This window comes from Mesorhizobium sp. P3_A9, assembly GCF_056402975.1.
The window spans coordinates 1-6050 of the sequence record NZ_JBFUGJ010000345.1 but is presented as its reverse complement, the minus strand read 5'-3'; the positions used below and the strand labels follow the sequence as shown (position 1 = coordinate 6050).

8 protein-coding genes are annotated in these 6050 nt (G+C 60.6%); 7 read left to right on the top strand and 1 reads right to left on the bottom strand.

What is annotated here, in order from left to right; all coding sequences use genetic code 11:
• The 4 genes from trpS to AC1DX0_RS29300 all read left to right on the top strand — a co-directional run.
• Positions 1-795: tryptophan--tRNA ligase (trpS, locus tag AC1DX0_RS29315; RefSeq protein WP_477357904.1), on the top strand; the 795-nt coding region annotated here is incomplete at its 5' end.
• A 105-nt stretch (positions 796-900) separates the two neighbouring features.
• Positions 901-1392 (top strand): universal stress protein, encoded by a 492-nt coding sequence (locus tag AC1DX0_RS29310; RefSeq protein ID WP_010913128.1) that lies wholly within the window; start codon positions 901-903, stop codon positions 1390-1392.
• Between the two features lie 146 nt (positions 1393-1538).
• Positions 1539-2108: a NifU family protein gene (locus tag AC1DX0_RS29305; protein WP_477218388.1), complete on the top strand. Its 570-nt coding sequence runs from the start codon at positions 1539-1541 to the stop codon at positions 2106-2108.
• Positions 2109-2190: 82 nt separating this feature from the next.
• Positions 2191-2517 carry an NIPSNAP family protein gene (locus AC1DX0_RS29300; protein WP_477218389.1) on the top strand — a complete coding sequence of 109 codons (327 nt, stop codon included), beginning with the start codon at positions 2191-2193 and terminating at the stop codon, positions 2515-2517.
• 148 nt (positions 2518-2665) lie between these two features.
• On the opposite strand, the gene AC1DX0_RS29295 is transcribed toward AC1DX0_RS29300, so the two are convergent.
• Positions 2666-3283: a L,D-transpeptidase gene (locus tag AC1DX0_RS29295; protein ID WP_477218390.1), complete on the bottom strand. Its 618-nt coding sequence runs from the start codon at positions 3281-3283 to the stop codon at positions 2666-2668.
• 226 nt (positions 3284-3509) lie between these two features.
• On the opposite strand from AC1DX0_RS29295, the gene cueR reads away from it, so the two are divergent.
• From cueR to AC1DX0_RS29280, 3 genes are all read left to right on the top strand, one after another.
• The gene (cueR, locus tag AC1DX0_RS29290; RefSeq protein WP_477357901.1) at positions 3510-3932 is read left to right on the top strand and encodes a Cu(I)-responsive transcriptional regulator; all 423 of its coding nucleotides are present in this window, start codon (positions 3510-3512) and stop codon (positions 3930-3932) included.
• Between the two features lie 158 nt (positions 3933-4090).
• Positions 4091-4423, top strand: a complete 333-nt coding sequence (locus tag AC1DX0_RS29285; protein ID WP_477218392.1) for a sunset domain-containing protein — start codon at positions 4091-4093, stop codon at positions 4421-4423.
• Positions 4424-5252: 829 nt separating this feature from the next.
• Entirely contained in the window at positions 5253-5417 is a 165-nt protein-coding gene (locus AC1DX0_RS29280) for a hypothetical protein (protein WP_477357899.1), read from the top strand.
• Positions 5418-6050 lie beyond the last annotated feature (633 nt).

Here is a 6050-nt window from a genome sequence, read left to right as displayed (position 1 = left end):
GAGCTCGCCTGGATCTTCAATTGCGTCGCGCGCATCGGCTGGATGAACAAGATGACGCAGTTCAAGGACAAGGCCGGCAAGGACCGCGAAAATGCCTCACTGGGCCTGCTCGCCTATCCCTCGCTGATGGCCGCCGACATCCTGCTCTATCGCGCAACGCATGTGCCGGTGGGCGAGGACCAGAAGCAGCATCTGGAACTGACCCGCGACATCGCGCAGAAATTCAACAATGATTTTTCGGGCCGCATCGCCAGCCTTGGCGTTGGCGTCGAGATGCAGGTCGGCGAGGAGACGGTGAACGGCTTCTTCCCGATCACCGAACCGGTCATCGGCGGCCCGGCGGCGCGCATCATGAGCCTGCGCGACGGGTCGAAGAAGATGTCGAAATCGGACCCGTCGGACCTGTCGCGCATCAATCTGACCGACGATGCCGACACCATCTCGAAGAAGATCCGCAAGGCCAAGACCGATCCCGAAGCCTTGCCTGGTGAAGTCGACGGGCTGGAAAGCCGGCCGGAAGCGGAAAACCTGGTCGGCATCTATGCCGGGCTGGCCGAGATGTCGAAGGCCGATGTGCTGAAGGAATTCGGCGGCCAGCAGTTTTCGGTGTTCAAGCCAGCGCTGGCCGACCTTGCGGTGGAGAAGCTGGCGCCGATCGCCGGCGAGATGCGCCGCATCGAAGGCGACCGCGCCTATGTCGACGCGGTGCTCAAGGATGGCGGCGAACGCGCCGGCGTGCTGGCTGAGACCACCATGAAGACGGTGCGCGACATCATCGGGCTGCTGCAGGGCTGATCCCGACCGTCAGTGCAGCGCACCATACTGGCCTAAGGCCCGGCGGCTTGCCGCCGGTCTGCCGCGGTGGCAGATTGCGGCCGAAATGACACCAGGTAGATAGACATGGTCTCCAAACGCCTCAGCCGCGAAGCCGGTCATCGCAGGAAATTCCTGACGATCATCGACGACACGCCCGAGTGCGAGCGCGCCGTCGCCTACGCCTCGAAGCGGGCGCAGAGCACCAGTGGCACGCTGGTGCTGCTCTATGTCATCGTGCCGGACGATTTCCAGCACTGGCTGGGCGTCGAGAAGATCATGCGCGAGGAGGCGAACGCCACGGCGCGCGCCGCTCTCGACGGCTATGCCAACAAGGTGCGCCAGAAGCTCGGCATCGAGCCGGAGATGGTGGTGCGCGAAGGCAAGCCGACGGAAGAGATCCACAAGCTGATCGAGGAAGACCAGGACATCGCCATCCTGGTGCTGGCGGCCGGCGCCGGCAAGGAAGGCCCCGGACCTCTGGTCGGCGCCGTGGCTGGCAAGGGTGCGGCCTTCCCCATTCCGGTCACGGTCGTGCCGCAAAACCTTTCGGACGAGGAAATCGACAGTCTCGCTTGAAGCCCGCCCGGGATCCTGTTCCCCAGCCAGCAAAAACATTCCGCCAGCCAGCCGTTCGGGCGACGCGTTTCGCTTGAATGTCCAGCCGATAGAGCCTATTTAGAACTATTCCAAACTATCTGCCCGAAACGGGCATGGAGACGGCCATGTTCATCCAGACCGAATCGACGCCCAATCCGGCGACGCTGAAATTCCTGCCTGGCAAGGAAGTGCTGCTCGAAGGCACCGCCGATTTCCGCGATGCGGACAGTGCGGCAACCGCCTCGCCGCTCGCTGGCCGGCTGTTCGAGATTCCCGGCGTCACCGGCGTYTTCTTCGGCTACGATTTCATCACCGTGACCAAGGACGGYCCCGACTGGCAGCAYCTGAAGCCGGCGATCCTCGGCGCCATCATGGAGCATTTCATGTCCGGCGCGCCTGTCATGGCCAAGGCCGGCCCGGCCGCCGAGACCAGCCTGACCGGCGAATTCTATGACAAGGCGGACGAGGAACTCGTCATCACCATCAAGGAGCTGCTCGACACGCGGGTGCGCCCGGCGGTGGCCCAGGATGGCGGCGACATCACCTTCCGCGGCTTCGAGAACGGCACGGTGTTCCTGCACATGAAGGGCGCCTGCGCCGGTTGCCCGTCATCGACGGCGACGCTGAAGCACGGCATCCAGAATCTCCTGCGTCACTTCGTGCCGGAGGTACAGCAGGTCGAGCAGGTCTCCTGACGCCCCTCTGATAATTCTAGCCTGCTGACCATCTGGTCCGATTTTCTGCGCTTCCGGCGCATCGCTCGGAAGGAACTCCAAAATGATCTACGAACTTCGGGTTTACCGGGCTTTGCCGGGACGCTTGCCGGCGCTTCTTGATCGCTTCGACAAGATCACCCTCAAATTATGGGACAAGCACGGTATCCGCCAAGCCGGTTTCTTTACCACGCTGATCGGTGCTTCGAACAACGAGCTGACCTACATGCTGGCATGGGAATCGCTGGCCGAACGCGAAGAGCGCTGGACGGCGTTCGTGAAGGACCCTGCCTGGGCGCAGGCGCGGGAAGATTCCGAGCGTGATGGCCCGATCACCGAGACAATCACCAACCAAATTTTGGCTCCCACCTCGTTCTCGGCGGTGTCCTGACCGCCGAGCGGGCGTCGCATCGCGCAAACAACAAAAAACCGGGCCGAATTGCCCGGTTTTCTGTTTGGGACGTCCGTTGTTGCCTAGACGGTCCGCGCACGAAACTTGTCTTCYCGTTTSACCATGATCCCGYGAGGGAYCGTGGTCCTTACATMACRATGACCTTGGCGCCGACCGAGGCGCGRTCATAGAGATCGATGATGTCCTGGTTCATCAGCCGGATACAGCCCGACGACATCGCCTTGCCGATCGAATTCCATTCCGGGCTGCCATGCAGGCGGTAACCCATGTCGCCGCCCTTGTTGAACAGATACATGGCGCGCGCGCCGAGCGGGTTCTTCAGGCCCGGCTCCATGCCATCGGCGAACTTCGCCAGTTCCGGTTGGCGCCTGATCATTTCACGGGGCGGCGTCCAGGTCGGCCATTCGCGCTTCAGCGCGATGTGGGCAGTACCATGCCACTCGAAGCCCTCGCGGCCGACACCGATGCCGTATCGGATCGCCAAGCCGTCGCCCTCGACGAAGTAGAGGAACTTGTTTTGCGTATCGACGATGATGGTGCCCGGCTTTTCCTTGGTGTCGTAGTTCACTTCCTGCCGGTGAAACTGCCTCGGCACTTTTTCGATCGGGATGCGTGGCAATTGGTAGCCAGCATCGGTCACCGCGCCGTAGTCGTTGGAGAAGATCTGCCCGCCAATGGTGCTGCAACCGGCGATGGCGGTGGACAGCGCCAATGCGGCAATTATTGCAAGCGACTTCATGCGCATGAGATGATCCGGAGCCCCGCCCAAAGGTCAGCGGCACGAGTCGACCGCTTTCTTGCCATCATTCWTGCTGGCATTTGCTTTGCTTGCCAAGCRCRCGATGCCTATATGCGTGGCCTTACCCGCGGGTAAGCGTATCACTATGGCATTTCGGCAACAGCCCTCCCTGGATTGTGAAGTAAATTCAATGGGGGCGACATCAAACGGTTACCTGGAATCGAGGATCAGCATGAATGTCGGCGACGCTGCCCATCGTTCAGGCCTGCCGGCCAAGACCATCCGCTACTATGAGGAGATCGGCCTGATCGCGCCGGTACGCGCCGCTAACGGCTACCGCGATTATTCCGGTGACGACATCCACCGGCTGGCTTTCCTGCGCCGCGCGCGCAACCTCGGCTTTTCCATCGATGATTGCCGCCAGTTGATGGCGCTCTACCAGGATCGTGGCCGCGCCAGCSMCGACGTGCGCGARATCGCCGCCGCCCATGTCASSGCSATCGAGGARAAGGTGCGCGAGCTGCAGTCGATGCGCACGACCCTGCAGAAACTGATCCATGCCTGCCATGGCGACAACAGACCGGAYTGCCCGATCCTGGATGACATGGCAGGGGCTGCGGCGTCTGGCGGTGGAGCCGTTTCAGCGAGACCCTAGCAAGGGATTTCGGGCGGGCCGAGCGAGGCGGCTTTCCCCCGGGCGCTGCATTGGGTGCCGTCGGTCGCCATCCGATGGATGGGATCGCACGTCATTAAATTAGACATAGCTTATAGACTTGCCCTAACAACAGCCGCATTCTCCCGCCGGGAGGGGGAGTGGACAAGTCTCGCTACGACAATCATTCCGACCGCTGGCGAAAGCGTGCCATGCGTCGTCGTCGCTGGCGTCCCTCGCGCAACGCCATATCGTGGACATTGATCGCCGCGGCGATCGCCATCCTGGCCAGCCTGATTGCCGTCAAGGCCGGGCCGCCTCTCGTCGGTTGCGCCATCAAGGGCAACGTCAGCACCAACACGGGCGAGCGCATCTATCACGTTCCCGGACAGCAATATTACGCCGAGACCCGGATCAGCCTGTGGAAGGGCGAGCGCTGGTTCTGTTCGGAACAGGAAGCTCGGAAGGCTGGCTGGCGGAAGTCGAAACTATGAGGAAGTCCGGCCAGGTCTGGTGGAACAAGGGACTTCAGTCTTATTTGCGTGATTGCTAATATACATGTAGGTTAACCAACGCGGGGACAATCACACCCAAAAGCCCACACCCGCAATGGCCGGTGCAGCCCCCCCTATAAACCCAAAGCAAGCTGCGCCGGCCATTTCGCCAGCCATATTCCCCAACGTCAGCCTTTATATGCCGACTAACTAAAGTAACGGAACGTCCAATGGACATTAACGGAACCTAAACGGTCCCCTCAGACCTTTGCGCTCGGCACGCAAGACCTTAGTCCTGCCATTCTCCAACAAGAACGGAACTTGATGGGCACGACATAGGGCCACTCTGCAAAGGATCAATACCAGACTGCACTCAGCCGGATATTGCGCGATCACGGAAGACAGCTTCAGGCCGGGCCGGTCTGTACATTTGACAAACCATTGTCGCGTGAGCGCTCGCGCCCTGCCAGGCACCTTGTAGGAACGACCCGGCACGCTCAGTCGGGGGGGACATGGGGTCGTGCCGGGTCGTTGCGGGTCAGGCTTTTGGGATCGTCTCCCGCGCGGCCAAGGCTATATGCATATTAGGAATAGCTCAATTAAGACTGAAGTCCCGTCACCGGACTGCTCAGTTGTGAAGGCAGCACCTGCCCTGCGCCGTTCCACCCGATGAAGTCGATTTCATTCCTGCTGGCAACAGTTCCTGCGGTCACCTATCGAAGGCGATTGTATATTTGACAGACCGATACACCCAAAAGAAGTCAGGACCGGTTCTTGAAGGCTTGATTTGAAGGGCATACCGTCACCCGGGGGGCTTGGTGACGCAATGTTGAACGACGACAAAGGCGAGCGGCTTTGGGCTTTGGACCTTGACGCTCTGCGCAAGGCTTTCGAAACATACGTTCGAGAGCACAAAACAACGGCTGCGGAGTGGGGCGAACACGCCAAGCGGTTCCTCGAAAAACAAAGAGTTCGCCAGGGTGAATCGCGCTGATCCCCAGCCGTAGGGGGGGGCACTCCGGTCCCGTAGCGTTCCACTGGATAAACCCGACTTCTCTCCTGCTGATTCCCTACGGGCCGCCATTCGGTCGTAGGGTTGTCAGACCCAATGGCCTCAGATGTTTCTACTTTCCTTGCGCCAGTGAGAGCTGGTGGGGGTCACCGGAAAGGGTGTGTTGTTCATCCGCTGGCTTGGCGCTGGGTCGCCGTCAGTATCGCGCTTGTGATTTGGCGTCTACGGGGCTCCACGCGCATTCTCTAGGAAGGGAGGCGTGGATGGGTCGGCTTATCCGGACGGTTTCAATTTTTACGGCTATCTTTGTCGCCAACCGTTCCCCTACGCTTGGTATTGGCAGATCGCGATTCTCGTGGCCGTCGTTACCGTCATACATGGAACTGCCTTAGCGATTAAATTCGCACTGGCACCACGCAGCAAATGATGCATCCCCGTTTCCCTACGGCTGGGTAGCGCCCGCCAAAGGATGCGCCGTTCATCCAGTGCAATACCCCGGGACCGTGAACTAAGGGCCACTACGGAAGCGACTGGCTAAATACTTCATCCAACGGAACCGCGTTTCGAATGCGACGATGGCTGCGACCACCAGGGAGTTCCAGAAGGGGCCCAGAC